The sequence below is a fragment of the Devosia enhydra genome (genome assembly GCF_900119845.1).
In the GTDB taxonomy this organism is placed as follows: Bacteria; Pseudomonadota; Alphaproteobacteria; order Rhizobiales; family Devosiaceae; genus FPKU01.
On the sequence record NZ_FPKU01000003.1, the window covers coordinates 593,810 to 612,608 of the forward strand.

Here is an 18,799-nt window from a genome sequence, read left to right on the forward strand (position 1 = left end):
CGCCCTCAGATGGCGATGGCGGGTCCGAGCGCCACGATCGGCCCGGTCGGGCTCCCCGTCGGCGAACCGCCCTCGGGCTCGAGGCTGACGGCCAGCGTCGCGCCGGCGCCCAGCTCGCCTCTCAGCGGTTCGCTCACCGGCACGGCGCTGCGCGCCACCGGGATCACGCCCATCGAGACCGGCGCGGCGCTGCCCGCGATCAGCCAGAGCTCGTAGTCGCGCTGCGGCACTGCCGCACCCGATAGCGGAGCAAGGCGCACCGTGGCGCTCGCCGCATCGTAGAAAGCGACGAATTCGACCCCGCTGCCTTCCTGGGCGCGCAGCGCCGCCACCAGTTGCGTGGCAAGAACGGTGGGGTCGGCCGGCGCCGGCCGCATCAGGGCAAGGCTCGTCGTTACCACCGCAACCGCCAAGGCGCCGGCGGCAAGGCCGCGCCAGAGCGCGAGGGAATCCCACCAGCCCGCCTTGCGCGCGTTCGCCGGCTCAAAGAGCCTCGCCTCGATCCGCGCAAAACCTGCCGCCGGCGGCTGCACCGGTTCGAACTCGCCATCAAGGCTCGCAAACCGCGCCTGCCAGCCGGCCAAGAGGGCGGCAAGCCCCGGCTCGTCGGCGAGCCGGGCGGCAAAGGCGGCGCGATCGGCAGGCGAAAGCAGGCCCAGCGCATATTCCGCCGCCAGCACGCTGTCGCGATCGCTTTCACCGATGTCGTCGTCCACGCTCACCGTTCGAGGCACTCCCTGAGGCGGATGAGGCTGCGCCGCAGCCAGGTCCGCATGGTATTGAGCGGCACGCTGTGGCGTGTCGCCAGCTCTTCATAGCTCAGCCCATCGAGATAGGCGCCGCGCACCGCATCGGCGCGCGCCGGCTCGAGCTCGGCCAGGCAGCGGGCGATCCCGGCCGAATCGTCCCCGGCCATGGCGGCCATCTCCGGGTCCGGCGCCTGATCGGCTATGTCATAGGCGGCGTCGACATCGGCAGCCGGGGGCCGCCGGCCCCTCAGGCGATCGAGGCAGTGGTTGCGCATCACCGCCACCAGCCAGCTGATGGGGCTGGCCCCGCCGCCGGCGAAGCGGCCGGCGCGCTGCCAGATCTTGATATAGACCTCCTGCAGCGCCTCCTCGGCTTCAGCCCTGTTGCGAAGAATACGAAGCGCGACGCCGAAAAGTTTCGCGCCGGTCAGATCGTAAAGACGCCGGAACGCCGCGCGGTCGCCGAGCGCGACGCGCGAAAGCAGCTGGGAAAGATCGTCGCTCGACACGGCCATGGCGCGACCCTAGCCGGCCCGGAGCCGCAAGGCCAGATGTCTCGGGCACCTTGGCGCGCCTCGCGCGTTCAAGGGCGGAGGTTGCAGCGGAAAACTGCCGCAATCATTGCTCTACAAGACCCCAGGCGGTTTCACCGCCGGTGATTTTTCACTATAGCAGCTTGTGCCCGCGCCCGATCTCCGGAAGTTCCTGATGCCCGATACCGAAGCCTTCTCCCGCGATGCCGCCATCCTCGCCCAGGCCCTGCCCTATATGCAGCGCTACGAGGGCAAGACCGTCGTGGTCAAATATGGCGGCCATGCCATGGGCGATCTCAAGCTCGGCCAGGGCTTTGCCCGCGACATCGCGCTGCTCAAGCAGTCCAAGGTCAACCCCATCGTGGTGCATGGCGGCGGGCCGCAGATCGCGGCGATGCTGGCCAAGCTGGGCATCGAGAGCAAGTTCGAGGGCGGCCTGCGCGTTACCGACCAGCGCACGATGGAAATCGTCGAGATGGTGCTGGCCGGCTCGATCAACAAGGAAATCGTGGCGCTCATCAATGCCGAGGGCGAATGGGCCATCGGGCTCTGCGGCAAGGATGGCAACATGGTCTTTGCCAGGAAGGCCGAAAAGAAGTTCCGCGATCCCGGCTCCAATATCGAGCGGGTGCTCGATCTGGGCTTTGTCGGCGAACCGATCGAGGTCGACCGCACGCTGCTCGATCTTCTGGCGCGCTCCGAGATGATCCCGGTGATCGCGCCCGTCGCGCCGGGCCGCGACGGGGCGACCTACAACATCAATGCCGATACCTTCGCGGGTGCCATCGCCGGTTCGCTCGGGGCCAAGCGGCTCTTGTTCCTCACCGATGTCGATGGCGTGCTCGACAAGGACAAGAAGCTCATTCCCGAATTGTCGATGCGCGAGGCCAAGCAGCTGATCGCCGAGGGCGTCATATCGGGCGGGATGATCCCGAAGGTCGAAACCTGCTTCGAGGCACTCGATTCGGGCGTCGAGGGCGTGGTCATCCTCAACGGCAAGACCCCGCATGTGGTGCTGGTGGAACTCTTCACCGAGCATGGCGCCGGCACGCTGCTCGTGCGTTGAGGCGCTGAGCGAAAGCCATTCAGCGGCGGTTCAGCGCCGGGCGACGATATCAACAGGGCCGATGCGATCGGCTCAAGGGGACGAAGATGACCAAGTGCCTGCACGCCCTTCGCGCAACGCTCGTCGCGGGCGGGCTCGCCCTGCTGCCCGGCACGGCGCTCGCTCAGGACGCCGCCGACTTTGCCGCCAAATTCGCGGCCGCCTATGCCTATTCGGGCTATGAGCTGAGCTTTGGCACCGGCACCGCGGCCGATGGCACCATCACCTATGATGGCGTGACGGTGGCCCTTGGCGGCATGGGCGAACTCCTGGGGTCGCTCGCCATTCCCGGCCCGGTGGTGGTGGAGGGCGTCGCGGCCAAGGCCGATGGCGGCTATACCGCCACCCGCATGGTGCTGCCCGATTTCGCGATGGAAATGGAGGGCTTCGGCTTTTCGGTCGAAGACCTCGTGCTCGAGGGCATAGACCTGCCGGCCGGCCCCGACATTTCCGCCACCGAGGCAATGCGCCTCATCACCGGGGGCGGCACCGGTCCCATCACCATCACCATCGAGGATGCCCCGCCCCTCACCATCGCCGCCACCCGGGCCGACATCGCGGTCACCGACGGCGCGGATGGTCCGGTCTTTGACACGGTGTCGAGCCTCACCGGCATCGCCATGGACCTCTCCGGCATCGAAGGGCTCGAACTCGAGGCGGGCCTCGCCATCCTGGGCAAGACTGAGCTCACCGGCCGCATCGACCAGAAGGCGAGCTGGTCGCTCGCCACCGGCCGCATGGACATTCCCGAAACCGCCATCACCATCGATGGCATTGGCAAGTTCAATCTCTCGCTCGAGCTTTTGGGCTACACCGCCGCCGTGCTCGACCGCATCGCCGAAACCCAGCGGACGCTGGCCGGTGTCACCGATCCCGAAGCCCGCGCCGCCGAGGAACTCGCCATCGGCGAGGAAATGCTCTCGGCCATTTCACTCGGCCACATCGCCCTGCGTTTCGAGGAGCTCGGCCTCATCGATGCGCTGCTGGGCTTTTCGGCCGAGGCGCAGGGCGTGAGCAAGGAGGAGGCGGTCGACAGCCTCGTGCTCCAGCTGCCGGTGCTGCTGGGTTCGAGCGGCACGGTGGGCGATGCGGCCCGCCTCGCCGAGGCCGCCGATGCGTTCCTGCGCGATCCCCGATCGCTCGAATTGCGCGTCGCCTTCGATCCGCCCTTCAGCTTCGCGCTCCTCGCCGCCGAAGAGACCCCGGAGACGGCGCCCGAGGGCATGACGGTGACGCTTTCGGCCAACGGCCTCAACCCCGTACCGATCGATCTCGAGACCCTGCCGGTCGATGAGATGCTCGACATGATGATGGAGGATGGCGGGCTCGAAGAGCAGCTCCTCGAGGACGACGAGGCCGGCGAGGAGACCGACCAGGCCCCCCGCAGCCTGCCCCGGCCCGGCGCCGACCCGCGCGGGTAAATGCGGCGCGAGCGGACCGCAAAACGAGTGAGCTTCCCGGCAATTGGCGCTATGATTGCGCCATGAACCAGATCGCTCCCCGCCCCGTCCGCTCGCTCTCCCACGTCACCGACTGGGTGTTCGACCTCGACAACACGCTTTATCCGCGCGAATGCAATTTGTTCGCGCAGATCGATACCCTGATCACCCATTACGTCATGGACGTCACGCGCCTCGATTTCGCCGAGGCGCGGGCGCTGCAGAAGCGCTACTACAAGGATTTCGGCACCACCCTCAACGGGTTGATGCACACCCACCAGATCGACCCCGACCATTTTCTGGGCAAGGTCCACGCCATCGATTATTCCGGCGTCGCGCCCCATCCCGATCTGGTTGCGGCCATCAAGGCCCTGCCGGGCCGTAAGTTCATCCTCACCAATGCCGATGTCGGGCATGCCGAAGCTGTGCTCGACAAGGTGGGCGCCGCCGGGCTTTTCGAGGGTATCTTCGACATCCGGGCCATGAAGTACCAGCCCAAGCCGCTGCCGGTGGCCTATGAGGCCTTCTTTGCCGCCCACGGCATCGGCTCGCGCAACGCCGCCATGTTCGACGACCTCGAAAAGAACCTGAAGGTCCCGCACGATACCGGCATGATCACCGTGCAGGTCGTGGCCGGACAGGGCTTCGCCCATGAGCAGGTCGAAGCCTGGGAACTCACCCGCAGCCAGGACGAGCACGTCCACCACATCACCGACGACCTCGCCAGCTTCCTCGCCCGCCTGCCGTGACAAATTGAAATGGACCAGACGATGGTCCATATTGGCTGCGGAAAGCGAAGGGATGCAAAATGAGGGTATCCGTATCCGAGGCCAAGGGGCGATTGACCGATCTGGTCAGACGCGCCGAGACCGGTGACGAAGTCATCCTGACGCGCCACGGCGTGCCGGCAGCCCGCATCGTCGCGATTGCCACGCCGGCCAGTCGCGAGGCCAGGCGCGACGCGCTTGAGGCCATCCTCGTCCGGGCTCGGCGAAAGCGCGCGGAAGTGCGGACAGTGCCAGATGCGCCGGACCTTTATGGAGATGATGGTCTGCCGCAATGATCGTGGTCGACACGTCTGCGCTGATGGCGATCCTGCTTGAGGAGCCCGGTCATGAAGACTGTCAGGACTGCCTGCTGCGGGAAACCGAAATCCTCATTTCATCCGCGACGCTGACCGAAGCCCTCATCGTCGCGGAACGGCGCGACCTGCTCGAGGAGTTGGAAGCGCTGGTCACCACACTTGGTGTAACCATCGTTGCCCTGGACGGGGCAGCGGCCCGACGCGCCGCGCAGGCCTTCGCCACATGGGGGAAGGGCCGTCATCCGGCGGGTCTTAATTTTGGGGATTGCTTTGCCTACCAACTGGCAATGGCGCAGGAATGCGCATTGCTGTTCGTAGGCAATGATTTCGCGCAGACCGACGTCGCCTCGGCCACAGCCTGACTACGTCGCCAGCGCCACCTCAGGCAGGTTGTAGGCGTTGCGGATGCAGTTCCAGCCCTCTTCGGCGGAATCGACCACCGTGAAAAGCCGGGTGTCGTCGGGCGCGATGGTGCCGGCTTCGGCCAGCGCCTCGAGATTGATCACCTTGGTCCAGAATTCGGCGCCGAACAGCAGCACGGGCACCCGCTCCATACGGCCCGTCTGGATGAGGGTGAGCGTTTCGAAGAACTCGTCGAGCGTGCCGAAGCCGCCCGGAAAGATCGCTACTGCCTTGGCCCGCAACAGGAAGTGGATCTTGCGGGTGGCGAAATAGTGGAAGTTGAAGCTCAGTTCCGGGGTCACGAAGGCGTTGGGCGCCTGCTCGTGCGGCAGCACCACATTGAGCCCAATCGAGGGTGCGCCCACATCGGCAGCCCCGCGATTGCCGGCCTCCATCACGCCCGGCCCGCCGCCGGTGACCACCACGAAATCGCGATGGTCGAGCGCTTTCGAAGTCAGCGAAGCGTATTGGGCAAAGCGCCGCGCCTCGGTGTAATAGCGTGAAGCGGCTTCGAGGTTGGCCTTCTGCGTCGGGTTCCGCGCCGCCCAGGCCGGCTTGCCGGGCTCGGGGATGCGCGCGCCGCCGAACAGCACCACGGTCGAGCGGATGCCGCGCTCGCGCAGGCGAAACTCGGCCTTGAGATATTCGAGCTGGAAGCGGATGCCGCGCGTATCCTCGGAGGTCATGAATTCCTCGTCGGAGAAGGCCAGCCGATAGGCCGAAGACAGGGTCTGCGGCGTTTCGGGCACGTGGCGCGTGGCGTCGATATCCTGCTTGGATGTTCGCAGCGGGGTCTCGACGCGACGGGCCATGAGATCTTCCTTGTAAGTGCGGACAGAGTCTCGCACGGGCGCAGTTAATGCGCCGTCGCCAGGCGGAGGCGGCAGGCACGCACCATCAGAGCAGCGTTGAAATTCCCGCCGGCACGCCGCCCAGCACGGAGAAGAAGGCTTCGAGCTGGGCCTTGCGCAAGGGCGTCCAGTCGGCGGTGCGCGAGACGATGAGATTGGCCTCGGATTTGAGGATCACGCCATCATCGAGCACCCGCAACGCGTTGGCCGAAAGTGTCGAGCCGGTCGAGGTGATGTCGACGATGAGATCGGCGCTGCCGGCCGCGGGCGCCGCTTCGGTCGCCCCGGCGCTTTCCACGATGCGGTATTCGGCAATGCCGTATTCGGCAAAAAAGCGCCGGGTCAGATTGACATATTTGGTCGCCACCCGCAGCCAGCGGCCATGGCGGGCGCGGAAATCGGAGGCGACATCGGCCAGATCGGCCATGTGCGTCACATCGATCCAGCTGTCGGGCACGGCGACCACCACATCGGCCTCCCCGAAACCCAGCCCGCGCACGAAGACGACGTTTTCCGGCCCGTTCTCGGCCGCCTCATGGATGAGATCGGTGCCGGTAACCCCGATATCGACGCTGCCATGGATGAGCCCGCGCGCGATCTCGCCCGCGGGATAAAAGCGCACCGTCACATGCGGCTGGCCCTTGATGGCCCCGATATAGGCACGCGCCCCGCCCGGCCGGGCAATCGCCATGCGGGCATTGGTGAAGGCCTTGCGCGTCAACTCCTCGAGCCGCCCCTTGGAGGGCACGGCGAGCACCAGCCCGCCCCCGGCGATGGGGCTCGGGCCCGGCATCGGGCCGTTGCCCAGCGTGGTGAGGCTGGTGTTCATCGCGTCGCCTCCTGCTCGAGCCGGTCAACCCAGAGCGCACAGCCGGAGGCCGGCACGGGCTGGCTGGCGCCCAGCCGGTCGAGCAGCCGGTCATATTCCCCGCCCGAGGCCAGCACCTCGCCCTCATCATTGGTCATCTCGAAGACGACGCCGGTATAATAGTCGAGGCGCGGCGAAAAGCTCGCATCGAAGATCACGTCGGCCTTGGGCGAGAGCGCCTGCAAGGCCGCCGCATGGTTGCGCACGATCTGGATCGGCTCCTCGATATCGAGGCCGGCCGCCGCCGTCAGCGACCAGATGCGGTCGAGCGCTGCGGGCGCGCTGTCCTCCACCTCGAGATAATCCTGCAGCAGCTGCAGCGTCCCATCCGAAAGCGGCGCGGCATCGAGCGCCTGCTTTTCGATATAGCGATCGGCGACTTCCTCTGGCGTGCGGCCGCCCACGAGGCTGAGCCCGCCCTGTAGCATGGCATCGGTGACGATCTCGATCACCGCCTCGCGCCCGTCCGGGGCCTCCACCGCATTGCGCTCGCGCGGAATGGACAGCCGCTCCATCACACGCGCCATGGCATCGGGATGGCCGAAGCGGTGACGGATGCGGGCCTGCCAGGCCGGAGAGATATCGGCGGCGGCAAGGAAGCTTTCGAACAGTCCCACGCCACCAAGCCGCACGAAGGGCGCGTTGATGTCGTAGATGGCCAGCGCCCAGCGCGCGAAGGTCAGCACCTGGTCGAGCGCATTGCCGGCATCGGGCTGGCCCAGCAGTTCGAGGCCCGCCTGTTCAAATTCGACTGGCAGACCGTCCTGCTGGCGGAAGATAGTGCCCAAATATGTATAGGCGGCCGGCACGCCGACCAACCCGTCCTCGATATAGGTCTGGGCGATAGGCAGGGTGAAGTCGGGCCTCAGGCAATATTCGATGCCGGTGCTGGCGGTGGTCAGCAGCAGGGCGCGGCCGAATTCCTCGCCGGCAAGATCGAAGAATGGACCCGCCGGAAGCAGCAGCGGCGGGCTCACCCGCGTCACCGTGCGCGATTCCACCAGCCGGTTGAGCGCGGCGCGGCGCTCCGAAGCGGTCTTCACCCTTGCGCCCCCGCCCCGATGATGTCGCGCACCGTCTTGACGAGATCGGCCCGTGGGATGTTGACCTGCGCCGGCCGGGCGGCGCGCATCGTCGCGTTGTCGGTGAAATTGCGGGCCGCCTCGGCGCCGGCGATCATGTCCTTGATCGTCAGCACGCCCTGGGCCCGCTCGTTGGAGCCTTCGATGACCACGGCCGGGGCATTGCGGCGATTGGCGTATTTCATCTGCGCGTTCATGCCGGAGGAACCCAGATACATCTCGGCGCGAATGCCGGCGCGGCGGAGTTCGGACACAATGGCCTGATAGCTCGCGACCTGATCCCGATCCATGACCAGCACCACCACCGGGCCATCGGCCTCGTGCGCCGGCAGATTGCCGGTGAGCTTGAGCGCATGGGCGAGGCGCGAGACCCCGATCGAAAAGCCTGTCGCAGGCACCGGATCGGCGCGGAAGCGCGAGACGAGCCCGTCATACCGCCCGCCACCGCCCACCGAGCCGAACACCACCTGCTCGCCCTTTTCGTTCCTGACCGCAAAGGTCAGTTCGATCTCGAACACGGGACCGGTGTAATATTCGAGGCCACGCACGACGGAGGGGTCGATCTTGATGCGATCGGGGCCATAGCCGGCGGCATCGAAGAGAGATTGCATCGCGGCGAGTTCCGCGCGGCCCTCGTCGAGGCGGGCAGACTGGGCTGAACTGTCGCCGCCCTGTCCGATGCCGGCCAGAACGATCAGGGCCTGCCGGTCATCGAGCCCCGCGCCCTTGGTGAAGTCGCCCGATTCATCCTTGCGGCCGGCGCCCAGCAACAGCCGCACGCCCTCGACGCCGAACTTGTCGAGCTTGTCGATGGCGCGGAGCACCGTGAGCTTCTGGCCGGCATCGACGACGCCGGCCGCCTCAAGCACTCCGTCGAGCACCTTGCGGTTGTTGACCCGCACGACATATTTGCCCGCAAGGCCGAGGGCATCCATGGTGTCGGCCATCATCATGCACATTTCGGCATCGGCCTCGGGGCCGGCGGCCCCGACGGTATCGGCATCGAACTGCATGAACTGGCGAAAGCGACCGGGGCCCGGCTTCTCGTTGCGGAACACATAGCCCTGCCGGTAGGAGCGATAGGGCTTGGGCAGGCGGTCGTAATTCTGCGCGAAAAACCGCGCCAAGGGCGCCGTCAGGTCGTAGCGCAGGCTCATCCACTGCTCGTCATCGTCGCGCAGCGAGAAAACGCCGGCATTTGGCCGGTCGGTATCGGGCAGGAACTTGCCGAGCGTCTGGGTATATTCGAGCAGCGGCGTTTCGACCGGATCGAAGCCGTAGCGTCGATAGACCTCCTTGATCCGCGCAATCATCGCCTCGGTCGCGGCAATGTCCTGAGGCGTACGGTCCTCAAGACCGCGCGGCAGACGCGGCTCGATCAGCTGTGCAGGTTCGGTCATGGGTCGAGAATCTTGGATCTTGGGTCCGGAAATCTGGCCCGTTCCTATCGCAACGCCCCTTGCGAGACAAGGCGCGGGGATGGCTCAAATCCGGCCGAAAGCCGGCGTGCCGTCACCGGCCCGTCGCATCGGGCCGGGTAAACGCACGGCGTTCGGCCTCGACTTCGGCCCGGCAGAAGCAGCTCTCGAAATGGTCGTTGACCAGCCCCATGGCCTGCATGAAGGCGTAGCAGGTGGTGGGGCCCACGAAGCTGAAGCCGCGTTTCTTGAGGTCCTTGCTCAGCGCCTTCGATGCCTCTGTCTGCGGCATGGCATGCACCGCCTCGCGGGTGATGGCGGCCGGCCGCGTCTTGGCGTGCGGCTCGAACCCCCAAACATAGGCGGCCAGCGAGCCGAATTCGGCCTGCACCTCGAGCACGCGCGCGGCATTGTTGATGGTGGAGACGATCTTGCCGCGATGCCGCACGATGCCCGGATCGGCGAGGAGGCGATCGATATCGGCCTCCCCCATCATCGCCACCCGGTTGGGATCGAAGCCGAAGAACACCTCGCGGAAGCGCTCGCGCTTCTTGAGGATGGTGAACCAGGAGAGCCCCGACTGGAAGCCTTCGAGCGAGATCTTCTCGAACAGCCTATTGTCGTCGATGACCGGCCGGCCCCATTCGCGGTCGTGGTACTGCTGGTAGAGCGGGTCCGACCCGGCCCAGTCGCAGCGGCTCACAGTGTCGTCCGAGATTGCGGTGCTCATTATGGCTCCCCCCTGCACGCCCCGACCCAGCAGTGTCAGCGGCGGTGACGCTGCGTCAAGCGGATCGGGGCATGGCCCGAACACCTTTGGTTGACACGGGGCAAGGCGCGGCTAATGTCCCGCCCGACCTCAAGGGAGACTTGCCGCAATGGACGCCGCCGCGCTGGAAAAGACCATCAACGACGCCTTCGATGCCCGCGACGGCATCGGCTTTTCCACCACCGGCCCCGTGCGCGAGGCCGTCGAGGCGGCGCTGCGCCGTCTCGATGCCGGCACGCTGCGCGTCGCCGAAAAGCAGGCCGATGGCCACTGGGCCGTCAATCAGTGGCTCAAGAAAGCCGTGCTGCTCTCGTTCCGCCTCAACGACATGGCGACCATTCCGGGCGGCCCCGGCGGAGCGCCGTGGTGGGACAAGGTGCCCTCCAAGTTCGAGGGCTGGAGCGAGACCGAATTCCGCGCCGCCGGCTTCCGCGCCGTGCCCGGCGCCATCGTGCGCCGCTCGGCCTTTATCGGCCGCAACGTCGTGCTGATGCCCAGCTTCGTCAATCTGGGCGCCCATGTCGGCGAAGGCACGATGGTCGATACCTGGGCCACCGTCGGCTCCTGCGCGCAGATCGGCAGGAACGTGCATCTGTCGGGCGGCGTCGGCATCGGCGGGGTGCTCGAGCCCCTGCAGGCCGGCCCGGTGATCATCGAGGACAATTGCTTTATCGGCGCCCGCTCCGAGGTGGTCGAGGGCGTGGTGATCGGGGAGGGCGCGGTGCTCTCGATGGGCGTCTTCATCGGCGCCTCCACCAAGATCGTCGATCGCGCCACCGGCCAGGTCCATATCGGCAAGGTGCCGCCTTATTCGGTCGTCGTGCCCGGCAGCCTGCCCGGCAAGCCCCTGCCCGACGGCAGCCCCGGCCCGAGCCTCTACTGCGCCGTCATCGTCAAGACGGTGGATGCCCAGACCCGCTCCAAGACCGGCATCAACGAGCTGCTGCGGGACTGATCCGTCCGCAAACCCCGCCTTCAAGGAACGTCCCCGATGCCGGCCCTGACCGATCCCATCCCGCTGCTGCAGGCGCTCGTGCGCGCGCCTTCGGTCACCCCCGAGACGGCGGGGGTGCTGGATATCCTCGAAAAGGCACTGACCGCGCTCGGCTTTTCAGTCGAGCGGCCGGTGTTTTCGGGCGACGGCTCCTACACGGTGGAAAATCTCTTCGCCATCCGCGACCGGGGCGGCAAGCGCCTGCTGCTGGCGGGGCACACCGACGTCGTGCCCCCCGGCGATCTCGAGAAATGGACGCGCGATCCCTTTTCGGGCGCCATCTCGGATGGCGTGCTGTTCGGCCGCGGCGCCGCGGACATGAAGAGCGGGCTTGCCGCCATGGTCGCGGCGATTGCCCGCATGGCCGAAAGCGGGGCGGACGAGGCGGGCACGCTGGCGCTGCTCATCACCAATGACGAGGAAGCCGACGCCATCAACGGCACCGACAAGCTTCTCGCCTGGGCGACTGAACGCGGCCACAGCTTCGATTTCGCGGTGGTGGGCGAGCCTTCGGCCACCGCCGAAGTCGGCGACGTCATCCGCATCGGCCGGCGCGGGTCGGTGAGCTACCGCATCACGGTTTCGGGCAAGCAGGGCCACGTGGCCTATCCCGACAAGGCGCTCAACCCGCTGCCGGCGCTCTCGCGCATCGGGGCGGCGCTCTCGGGCACCCCGCTCGATGCGGGCACCGCGCATTTTCCGCCCTCGAGCCTGCAATTGACCAGCATCGATGTTGGCAATCCCACCAGCAATGTCATTCCGGCGCAGGGCAGCCTCAGGTTCAATATCCGCTTCAACGATCTGTGGACGCCCGAGGCCCTCGATGGCTGGGTGAAAGCGCAAATCGCAAAGGCCGAGCCCGGCAGCGCCGGGGTATCGGTGGACCGGCTGGGCCGACCCTCGCGCGTCTTCCGCGCCCCGGTGGAGGGGCCGGTCGTGCTCCTCATCGAAACCATCAAGGCGCGCACCGGCCGCGCGCCCGAACTGTCGACCGGCGGTGGCACATCGGACGGGCGCTTCATTGCGGCCTATTGTCCAGTGGTGGAGCTGGGCCTGCCCGGCCCCACCATGCACCAGGTCAACGAGCAGGTGCGCATCGCCGATGTCGAGGCGCTGACCGCGCTCTACGAGGCGTTTTTTTCCCGCTACCTCAAAGGCTGAACCGCCCCCCTTTTGCCGCTTTCATGCGGCTTGAAGCTTGTGGCCGCGCCCGGCGCGCACTAAACCGGGCTCAGCCTCATCCCCAGCAGCAAAGTTGCCGCCAGTGTCCGCCCCTTCGCCCAGCCTCGTCCAGGAAGCCCTCTCCGCCATGCGCGGGGTGGCAGCTCTTGCCATGGGCGATCGCAAGGGCCCCGGCTGGTTCGATTTTTCCGATCGCGGGCTGGTGGGCAGCTTCATTGCGCTGCTCGCCGTCATCGGCATCAATGCGGGTCTGCCGCTGCTCCTGGGCATCGAGGGCGCGAGGGGCTCGGCCCTGCGTTCGGTCATCACCTTCGTCGTGCTGCTGGGCGCGCAGCTTGCCGCTGCCGCGCTGGTCCTGCGCCAGATCGGCCGGCAGGATGGGCTCGTGCCTTATATCGTGGCCGACAACTGGGCCATCTTCACCATCACGATGGTCACGGTGCTCCTGTCGCTCCTGGGTGTGGGCAACGAGCTGACGCTACTGGCGATCATGCTGCTCGTCCTCATCGTCCAGGTCAACATCGCGCGCCTCGTGGTCACCCTCAGCGTCGGGCAGATCGTGCTCTTTCTCATCGCGCAGCTGGTGGGGGGCATGGTGGGGCTGCTGATCATCCTCATGACGCTGCCGCTGCCGCCCGAGCTTGCCGCCGAACTGGCCCAGCAGGCGGCCAGAGCTCAATAATCCACATGCGTGAAGTAGAGCCCGTCAGGCGGCGCCAGCGGGCCGCAGCGGGCGCGCTCGGCGGCATCGAGCGCCTCGCGAAACTGGCGCGGCCGCCATTTGCCCTCGCCCACGAGCTTGAGCGAGCCCACCATCGAGCGCACCTGCGAATGCAGGAACGAGCGGGCCGAAGCCCCCACCACGATCATTTCGCCCTCGCGCCGCACGAAGAACCGGTCGAGGGTGCGGATGGGCGATGACGCCTGGCATTCGGCGGCGCGGAAGGTCGAGAAATCATGCTTGCCGAGGATGAGACCCGCCGCATGGTCCATCGCCTCGTGATCGAGGCGCACCGGCACGTGCCAGACCCGATGCATGTCGAGCGCCGGCCGGGCCCGCCGGTTGAGGATACGATATTCGTAGTGCCGGGCCAGCGCTGAAAACCGCGCCTCGAAGCTCTGCGGCACGGCCTCGGCCTCGATCACCGCCACCGGATGCGGCTTTAGATGAAAGTTCAGCGCCTCGCGCACCTTGAAGGGGTCGCGCTCGGTCGATAGATCGAAATGAGCCACCTGCCCGAAGGCATGCACGCCGGCATCGGTGCGGCCGGCAGCCTGGGTGACCGCGACCTCGCCCGAAAACCGGGTGATCGCGGTTTCCAGCGCCTCCTGCACCGAAAGCCGCCCCGCCTGCCGCTGCCAGCCGCAAAACGGGGTTCCGTCATATTCGATGATGAGCTTGTAGCGATGCACGGGGTTTAAGGCTCAGCCAACCGTCTCGGGCCGCGCCGGCAGGCCGCGGAGGAAAGCCTCGGCATCCATGGCGCCACGCCCTTCGCGCTGCACGGAGACGAGACGCACCGCCCCCGATCCGCAGGCGATCACGAGGCCCGGTCCGGGCAACACCGCCCCCGGCAGCCCCTGCCCCTGGGCCAGCGTCGAGCGCAGTGCCTTGACGCGCTGGCGGCCGCTGGCCGTCTCCACCTCGAACCACGCGCCGGGAAAGGGCGAAAGCCCGCGAATATGGTTGTGGACAGCCTCGGCGGACAGCGACCAATCGATGCGGGCCTCGGCCTTCTCGATCTTCTTGGCATAGGTCACGCCGGCTTCGGCCTGCGGGGAAAAGTCGAGCGAGCCGCGCTCGATGGCAGCCAGCGCCCGGCCCATCAGGTCGGCGCCCACCAGCATCATCTTGTCATGCACCTCGCCCGCCGTCTCGTCGGGGCCGATGGGCATTTCATCGACGAGCCCGACCGGGCCGGTATCGAGCCCCTCATCCATCTTCATCACCATCACGCCGGTGCGTGCATCGCCCGCCATCACCGCCCGCTGGATCGGCGCGGCGCCGCGCCAGCGCGGCAACAGCGATCCATGCAGGTTGAGGCAGCCCAGCGTCGGAGCCTCGAGAATGGCTTTCGGCAGCAGCAGCCCATAGGCCACAACCACGGCCAGATCGGCGCCATGGCTTGCAAAAACCAGCTGCTCGGCCTCGCCCTTGAGGCTTTTGGGGGTGAAGACGGGAATGCCGAAGCCTTCGGCCGCCTCGTGCACCGGCGAGCGGCGCTCGGCCTGTCCGCGACCGGCCGGCTTGGGCGCGCGGGTATAGGCGGCAACCACCTCATGGCCGGCGGAGACGATTTCGGTCAGCGTTGGCACGGCGAAGTCCGGCGTGCCCATGAAGATGATGCGCATCGGCGGCTCCCGGGGACGGGGGCATGCCTACAGCATCGGGGGTCGCGCGGCAACGCGGCGCGCGGAAGCGGCAGCGCGACGCATTTTTCATCATCTCGCCCGTCACTCGCCCTTGAAGGGGCATAAAGATTCGGTCTTTAGTATCTGGCGAGTGTCAATTGCCCGCTCCTTCGGGGTTGGGCAGAATTTTCTTTTGGTCCGTTCCTTTGCAAGCCCATCCAACCGGAAGCGCCGAGCGGCGCGAGGTTTCGTTCGCCCATGTCCGTGCGGCGCATGCCGGCCAGGGACAGGGCACCATCAGGCGCATCATCGGGCTCACGCTCCGCCATCCCTGGCAGGTGGCGATCGCGCTCGGCTCGACCGTGGTGGCGGTGAGTTTCCAGCTTTCGATCCCCATCCTTCTTGGTCAGGCGGTCGATCAGGCGCAGGGCGTGCTCGAGAGCAATGCCGGCACTTCGGCGCTCGTCATGACCGGGCTCATGCTGTTGGGCGCCAGCGTCATGCGCGGCATCTTCACGCTCTTGCAGAACTATTATGCCGAGGCCGTCGGCCACCACACCGGCCACGAGCTGCGCCTCGCGGTCTATGAAAAGATCCAGCGCCTGCCCTTTTCCTTCCACGACAAGGTGCATTCGGGCGACCTCATCACCGTGGGCATGCTCGATCTCGAGGGCGTGCGCGTCTTCTTTTCCACCGCCCTGCTGCGCGTCGTGCTCCTTGGCATGCTGATCGGGCTCGGGGCCTATCTGCTGATCTCGACCGATCTGGTGCTGGGGCTGCTCGCCCTCTCCTTCGTGCCCTTCGTGGCCTGGCGCTCCTCGGCCTCGCAGCTGCAGCTGCGCGCCACCTGGCTCACCCTCCAGGACAAGCTGCAGGTGCTCTCGCGCGTCATGGAGGAAAATCTCGGCGGCATCCGCGTCGTGCGCGCCTTTGCCGGGGGCCGCCATGAGATGGAGAAATTCGAGCGCGCGTCCGCCGATGCGCTCCTGCTTCAGCATGAGCGGGTGATCCTGCGCGTGCGCGCCACCTCGATGATGACGTTCTCGTTCTTCCTGTCGATGGGGCTCGTGCTTCTGGTGGGCGGCGAGAAGGTCATTGCGGGCGAAATGACGGTGGGTACCCTCACCTCATTCCTTACCTTCATGACCATCCTGCAGATGCCGGTGCGCCAGCTCGGACTTATGGTCAACGGCTTTGCCCGCGCCTCCACCTGCGGGGCCCGGCTCTTTGCCCTGCTCGATACCGATGTCGAGATCCGCGACCGGCCCGGCGCCCGTCCGCTCGCGGCCGAAAGCGGCGAGCTGCGCTTTGAAAATGTCGATTTCGCCTATCCCTCCGACCCCACACGGCTCATCCTCAAGGGCGTGAGCTTTGCAGCCAGGCCCGGCGAGACGGTGGGCATCGTCGGCCCGCCCGGTAGCGGCAAATCCACCATCGCGCACCTCATCCCGCGCTTTTACGACGTGACGGGCGGTGCCATTACGCTCGATGGGCAGGATATCCGCGAGGTGACACTCGAATCGCTGCGCGCCCGCGTCGGAGTGGTGCAGCAGGATCCCTTCCTTTTCACCACCACCATCGAGAACAACATCGCCTATGGCGATCCCTGGGCCAAGGAGCCGCGCATCGAGCGGGCCGCCGAATCCGCCCAGCTGCACAATTACGTCATGGGCCTGCCGGCTGGCTACAAGACGGTGGTGGGCGAACGCGGCGCCTCGCTCTCGGGCGGGCAGCGCCAGCGCCTCACCATCGCGCGGGCCCTCGTGCTGCGGCCCTCGGTGCTGGTGTTCGACGATTCGACCGCCGCCATCGATGCCGGCACCGAATTCCGCATCCGCAGCGCCATCAAGCGCTTCGCCAAGGATCGCGTCACCCTCGTGATATCGCACCGCCTCGGCGCGCTCATGCATGCCGACCAGATCCTTTTCATCGAGAATGGCGAGGTTCTGGAGCGCGGCACCCATGATGAACTGCTGGCCCTTGGCGGCCGCTACCGCGCGCTTTACGACCTGCAGGTCAGGCCCGAAGCCGATCTGAGGGAGGCCGGCTGATGGCTGAACAGGCGCTTCCCTCCGAGGATGAGGATGTCGAGCGGCGCGGGCGGCCGCCCCGCGCCGTCGTGGGCTCGCAAAAGCAGGAAGAAGAGGTCTTCGGCACAGCCTTCGACGGCAAGATCATCCGCCGCATCTGGAGCTTCGTGCATCCCTATCGCGCCAAGATCTGGCTGGCCGTGGGCGCGGTGCTGGTCTTTACCGGCATGCAGCTCACCATTCCGCTGATCATCGGCTATGCCATCGACAGGGGCATCACCGCTGGACCCGAAGGCCGCACCACGCTCTATCTCGCCGTCGGGGCGTTCCTCGCCGCCATCCTCGTCAACGCCGCCGCTTCCTATATGCAGGAGACTGTGGTGGGCAAAGTCGCCGAGACCGTGCTCTTTGACATGCGCCGCGCGATGTTCTCGCACCTGCAGCGCGTCTCACTCTCGTTCATGGACAAGACCGAGGTCGGCCGGCTGATGAGCCGGTTGCAGGGCGACGTCAACTCGATGCAGGAGTTCCTCGAGACCTCCGTGCTCTCGGTGGGCGATATCGTTCTGCTCATCGGCATCGTCGCGGTGCTGCTCAGCCTCGACATGCGGCTGGGGCTGCTGACGCTCTCGGTCATGCCGATCCTGTTCATCGTCCGGCTGTTCTGGCTGCCACCGGCGCGCCGCTCCTTCATGGCCGCGCACGAGACCAATTCGGCCGCCAATGGCGCTTTGGCCGAGGGCATCAACGGGGTCCGCACGGTGCAGAGCCTCGATCGCCAGCAGGTCAATTTCGACCTCTATGACGAAAAGAGCTTCGCCAACCTGCGCACCCATCTCACCGCCGCCAAATTCGCGCAGGTGATGGTGCCCATCGTCGATACGCTCACCGGCATCGCCATGGCGGTGGTGGTCATCGTGGGCGGCTCGATGGTGCTCGATACCTCGCTCGATATCGGCGTCATGGTCGCCTTCCTCTTCTACATCCAGCGCTTTTTCGATCCGATCCGCTCGCTGACGCTGCAATATTCGGTCATGCAGCGCGCCATGAGCTCGGGCCGGCGCATCGCCGAGGTGCTCGATGTGCCGGTGGCCATCACCGACAAGCCCGGCGCCATCGTGCTTAATCGCGACATGGATGGCTCGGTGGCTTTCGAGAACGTCACCTTCAGCTATCGTCCCGGCCAGCCGGTGCTGAAAAATGTCAGCTTCCGCGTCAATCCGGGCGAGACGGTCGCGCTTGTGGGGCCCACCGGCTCGGGCAAGTCGAGCGCCATGTCGCTGGTCCACCGTTTCTACGAGGTGGATTCGGGCGCCGTCAAAGTCGGCGGCCATGATGTGCGCGATGTCACCCAGGAGAGCCTCGGGGACCAGATCGCCATGGTGCTGCAGGAGCCCTTCCTGTTCACCGGCACGGTGCTCGAGAATGTGCGCTACCGCAAGGCCGATGCCACGCGCGAGGATGTGGTCAATGCCTGCAAGGCGGTGGGCGCGCATGACTTCATCACCCGCCTGCCCGAGGGCTACGACACGGTGCTGGGCCAGCGCGGCGGCAATATCTCGCTGGGGCAGCGCCAGCTGCTGTCCTTTGCCCGTGCGCTCGTCATGGATGCCAAGATCCTCGTTCTCGACGAAGCCACGGCATCGATCGATTCCTATACCGAGATGCTGATCCAGAAGGCGCTGGTGCGCCTGCTCGAGGGGCGCACCGGGCTCGTCATCGCCCACCGCCTCGCCACCATCCGTGGGGCAGACCGCATCATCGTGCTCCAGAACGGGGTGATGATCGAGAGCGGCAATCATGACGAGCTGATGGCGCTGGGCGGGCTCTATGCCAAGCTCTACACCATGAACTACTCGTCCTTCGACGACCTTCCCGGCACGCAGGACGACAGCGCACCCTCGACGAGCTGAGCCCCGCCTCCGCTGCCCAAATTCCGTT

General features: G+C 66.5%; 19 protein-coding genes. 10 read left to right on the forward strand and 9 right to left on the reverse strand.

The features are described from left to right. Window positions 1–5 precede the first annotated feature (5 nt). Window positions 6–722, reverse strand: coding sequence for an anti-sigma factor (locus BT183_RS17620; protein ID WP_072345910.1), 717 nt, complete (start codon window positions 720–722; stop codon window positions 6–8). After that, on the reverse strand, window positions 719–1,258 hold the full coding sequence (locus BT183_RS17625) for a sigma-70 family RNA polymerase sigma factor (protein ID WP_072346377.1): 540 nt from the start codon (window positions 1,256–1,258) through the stop codon (window positions 719–721). The genes BT183_RS17620 and BT183_RS17625 overlap by 4 nt, the downstream gene beginning before the upstream one ends. A 199-nt stretch (window positions 1,259–1,457) precedes the next feature. On the opposite strand from BT183_RS17625, the gene argB reads away from it, so the two are divergent. The 5 genes from argB to BT183_RS17650 all read left to right on the forward strand — a co-directional run bounded on the left by argB (window position 1,458) and on the right by BT183_RS17650 (window position 5,272). Continuing rightward, complete coding sequence (argB, locus tag BT183_RS17630; RefSeq protein ID WP_072346379.1) at window positions 1,458–2,348, forward strand: acetylglutamate kinase; 891 nt, start codon at window positions 1,458–1,460, stop codon at window positions 2,346–2,348. 86 nt (window positions 2,349–2,434) lie between these two features. Then, entirely contained in the window at window positions 2,435–3,808 is a 1,374-nt protein-coding gene (locus tag BT183_RS17635) for a hypothetical protein (protein WP_072345912.1), read from the forward strand. 62 nt (window positions 3,809–3,870) lie between these two features. Beyond that, window positions 3,871–4,575, forward strand: a complete 705-nt coding sequence (locus BT183_RS17640) for a pyrimidine 5'-nucleotidase (RefSeq protein WP_072345913.1) — start codon at window positions 3,871–3,873, stop codon at window positions 4,573–4,575. Between the two features lie 59 nt (window positions 4,576–4,634). Next, window positions 4,635–4,889 (forward strand): type II toxin-antitoxin system Phd/YefM family antitoxin, encoded by a 255-nt coding sequence (locus BT183_RS17645; protein WP_072345915.1) that lies wholly within the window; start codon window positions 4,635–4,637, stop codon window positions 4,887–4,889. Further along, window positions 4,886–5,272 carry a type II toxin-antitoxin system VapC family toxin gene (locus BT183_RS17650; protein WP_072345917.1) on the forward strand — a complete coding sequence of 129 codons (387 nt, stop codon included), beginning with the start codon at window positions 4,886–4,888 and terminating at the stop codon, window positions 5,270–5,272. The genes BT183_RS17645 and BT183_RS17650 overlap by 4 nt, the downstream gene beginning before the upstream one ends. Here BT183_RS17650 and BT183_RS17655 read toward each other — a convergent pair whose 3' ends face one another. From BT183_RS17655 to BT183_RS17675, 5 genes are all read right to left on the reverse strand, one after another. Continuing rightward, entirely contained in the window at window positions 5,273–6,124 is an 852-nt protein-coding gene (locus BT183_RS17655; RefSeq protein WP_143145875.1) for an LOG family protein, read from the reverse strand. Between the two features lie 85 nt (window positions 6,125–6,209). Beyond that, entirely contained in the window at window positions 6,210–6,992 is a 783-nt protein-coding gene (hisG, locus tag BT183_RS17660; protein WP_072345919.1) for an ATP phosphoribosyltransferase, read from the reverse strand. Beyond that, window positions 6,989–8,074: an ATP phosphoribosyltransferase regulatory subunit gene (locus tag BT183_RS17665; protein ID WP_072345921.1), complete on the reverse strand. Its 1,086-nt coding sequence runs from the start codon at window positions 8,072–8,074 to the stop codon at window positions 6,989–6,991. Before BT183_RS17665 ends, hisG begins: the two co-directional genes overlap by 4 nt. After that, window positions 8,071–9,513, reverse strand: a complete 1,443-nt coding sequence (gene hisS / locus BT183_RS17670; protein ID WP_072345922.1) for a histidine--tRNA ligase — start codon at window positions 9,511–9,513, stop codon at window positions 8,071–8,073. Before hisS ends, BT183_RS17665 begins: the two co-directional genes overlap by 4 nt. 112 nt (window positions 9,514–9,625) lie before the next feature. Then, window positions 9,626–10,261: a DNA-3-methyladenine glycosylase I gene (locus BT183_RS17675; protein WP_072345924.1), complete on the reverse strand. Its 636-nt coding sequence runs from the start codon at window positions 10,259–10,261 to the stop codon at window positions 9,626–9,628. Window positions 10,262–10,409: 148 nt separating this feature from the next. On the opposite strand from BT183_RS17675, the gene dapD reads away from it, so the two are divergent. The 3 genes from dapD to BT183_RS17690 all read left to right on the forward strand — a co-directional run bounded on the left by dapD (window position 10,410) and on the right by BT183_RS17690 (window position 13,158). Further along, a complete protein-coding gene (dapD, locus tag BT183_RS17680; RefSeq protein ID WP_072345926.1) occupies window positions 10,410–11,255 on the forward strand; it encodes a 2,3,4,5-tetrahydropyridine-2,6-dicarboxylate N-succinyltransferase in 846 nt (281 codons plus the stop codon). A gap of 36 nt (window positions 11,256–11,291) precedes the next feature. Beyond that, complete coding sequence (gene dapE, locus BT183_RS17685) at window positions 11,292–12,455, forward strand: succinyl-diaminopimelate desuccinylase (RefSeq protein WP_072345928.1); 1,164 nt, start codon at window positions 11,292–11,294, stop codon at window positions 12,453–12,455. Window positions 12,456–12,558: 103 nt separating this feature from the next. Then, window positions 12,559–13,158 (forward strand): hypothetical protein, encoded by a 600-nt coding sequence (locus BT183_RS17690; RefSeq protein WP_143145876.1) that lies wholly within the window; start codon window positions 12,559–12,561, stop codon window positions 13,156–13,158. On the opposite strand, the gene truA is transcribed toward BT183_RS17690, so the two are convergent. Both truA and fmt read right to left on the reverse strand, forming a co-directional pair. Beyond that, a complete protein-coding gene (gene truA, locus BT183_RS17695) occupies window positions 13,152–13,889 on the reverse strand; it encodes a tRNA pseudouridine(38-40) synthase TruA (RefSeq protein WP_072345932.1) in 738 nt (245 codons plus the stop codon). The two genes, BT183_RS17690 and truA, sit on opposite strands and share 7 nt — an antisense overlap. 12 nt (window positions 13,890–13,901) lie before the next feature. Then, entirely contained in the window at window positions 13,902–14,828 is a 927-nt protein-coding gene (gene fmt, locus BT183_RS17700) for a methionyl-tRNA formyltransferase (RefSeq protein ID WP_072345934.1), read from the reverse strand. A gap of 206 nt (window positions 14,829–15,034) precedes the next feature. Here fmt and BT183_RS17705 point away from each other — a divergent pair, with 206 nt between their 5' ends. Both BT183_RS17705 and BT183_RS17710 read left to right on the forward strand, forming a co-directional pair. After that, window positions 15,035–16,879: an ABC transporter ATP-binding protein gene (locus BT183_RS17705; protein ID WP_072345936.1), complete on the forward strand. Its 1,845-nt coding sequence runs from the start codon at window positions 15,035–15,037 to the stop codon at window positions 16,877–16,879. Then, on the forward strand, window positions 16,879–18,771 hold the full coding sequence (locus BT183_RS17710; RefSeq protein ID WP_072345938.1) for an ABC transporter ATP-binding protein: 1,893 nt from the start codon (window positions 16,879–16,881) through the stop codon (window positions 18,769–18,771). The genes BT183_RS17705 and BT183_RS17710 overlap by 1 nt, the downstream gene beginning before the upstream one ends. Window positions 18,772–18,799 lie beyond the last annotated feature (28 nt).

Excerpts from the sequence above, each read along its gene's own strand:
- argB (WP_072346379.1), top strand. The coding sequence starts at position 1,458 with ATGCCCGATACCGAAGCCTTCTCCCGCGATGCCGCCATCCTCGCCCAG.
- BT183_RS17635 (WP_072345912.1), top strand. The coding sequence starts at position 2,435 with ATGACCAAGTGCCTGCACGCCCTTCGCGCAACGCTCGTCGCGGGCGGG.
- BT183_RS17640 (WP_072345913.1), top strand. The coding sequence starts at position 3,871 with ATGAACCAGATCGCTCCCCGCCCCGTCCGCTCGCTCTCCCACGTCACC.
- BT183_RS17645 (WP_072345915.1), top strand. The coding sequence starts at position 4,635 with ATGAGGGTATCCGTATCCGAGGCCAAGGGGCGATTGACCGATCTGGTC.
- BT183_RS17650 (WP_072345917.1), top strand. The coding sequence starts at position 4,886 with ATGATCGTGGTCGACACGTCTGCGCTGATGGCGATCCTGCTTGAGGAG.
- BT183_RS17655 (WP_143145875.1), bottom strand. The coding sequence starts at position 6,124 with ATGGCCCGTCGCGTCGAGACCCCGCTGCGAACATCCAAGCAGGATATC.
- hisG (WP_072345919.1), bottom strand. The coding sequence starts at position 6,992 with ATGAACACCAGCCTCACCACGCTGGGCAACGGCCCGATGCCGGGCCCG.
- hisS (WP_072345922.1), bottom strand. The coding sequence starts at position 9,513 with ATGACCGAACCTGCACAGCTGATCGAGCCGCGTCTGCCGCGCGGTCTT.
- BT183_RS17675 (WP_072345924.1), bottom strand. The coding sequence starts at position 10,261 with ATGAGCACCGCAATCTCGGACGACACTGTGAGCCGCTGCGACTGGGCC.
- dapD (WP_072345926.1), top strand. The coding sequence starts at position 10,410 with ATGGACGCCGCCGCGCTGGAAAAGACCATCAACGACGCCTTCGATGCC.
- dapE (WP_072345928.1), top strand. The coding sequence starts at position 11,292 with ATGCCGGCCCTGACCGATCCCATCCCGCTGCTGCAGGCGCTCGTGCGC.
- fmt (WP_072345934.1), bottom strand. The coding sequence starts at position 14,828 with ATGCGCATCATCTTCATGGGCACGCCGGACTTCGCCGTGCCAACGCTG.
- BT183_RS17710 (WP_072345938.1), top strand. The coding sequence starts at position 16,879 with ATGGCTGAACAGGCGCTTCCCTCCGAGGATGAGGATGTCGAGCGGCGC.